Genomic DNA, 600 nt, shown 5'->3' on the forward strand with positions numbered 1-600 from the left:
GGCCAGCCGCATCATCAGGCTGGCGCCCGACGCAGCGCCCATCGTGCTGTCGCTCAACGGCTCGGCGCTCTATCTCGGCGTGGCGCTGGGCGCCGTCGTCGGCGGCACGGTGCTGCGCTATGGCGCGCCAGCCAATCTCGGCCTGGTCGCAGCAGTGTTCCCGATCCTGGGTCTTGGCGTCATGCTCGCCGGCCACCGGGCGGCGCGGGCGATTGCCATGCCGGCGGAGTAAAGTTCTGGCTACCGGCCGTCCGAGACCTCAGGGCGCAGCCGGCGGTATACCAAAATCCAGCGCGGCGATGTCATCCAGCGCCGCGCGCAGCCTTGCCGCCTGCTCCTTGCCGACTATGTCCTCGAAACGCTGCTGGGCGACGCGCCACAGCTTCATCGCTTCATCGAGCTTGATCAAGCCTTGCGGCGTCAGCCGCACGCGCTTGATGCGGCGGTCGTCCGGATCAGTGAAGGTCTCGAGATAACCGTCGCGGATCAGAGGCTTCAACGTGTGGCCGAGCGCCGACAGGTCCATGACGAGGGCCGCGGCAATGTCGCCCATGGCCGGCTCGTCGCCGATATGGATCTGGTAGAGCAGGCCCTGCTGCG

1 protein-coding gene and 1 pseudogene are annotated in these 600 nt (G+C 67.8%); one reads left to right on the plus strand and one right to left on the minus strand.

Annotated features, from left to right (window positions below):
* Positions 1-232, plus strand: a pseudogene (locus EOA86_RS37530) (MFS transporter); the annotation flags it as partial.
* 27 nt (positions 233-259) lie between these two features.
* On the opposite strand, the gene EOA86_RS37535 reads toward EOA86_RS37530, so the two are convergent.
* Positions 260-600 (minus strand): MarR family winged helix-turn-helix transcriptional regulator (locus EOA86_RS37535; RefSeq protein WP_164892451.1); only part of this gene is annotated, 341 nt, incomplete at its 5' end.

It is taken from the genome of Mesorhizobium sp. M5C.F.Ca.IN.020.32.2.1, from assembly GCF_004023105.1.
GTDB classification, from domain to species: domain Bacteria; phylum Pseudomonadota; class Alphaproteobacteria; order Rhizobiales; family Rhizobiaceae; genus Mesorhizobium; species Mesorhizobium wenxiniae.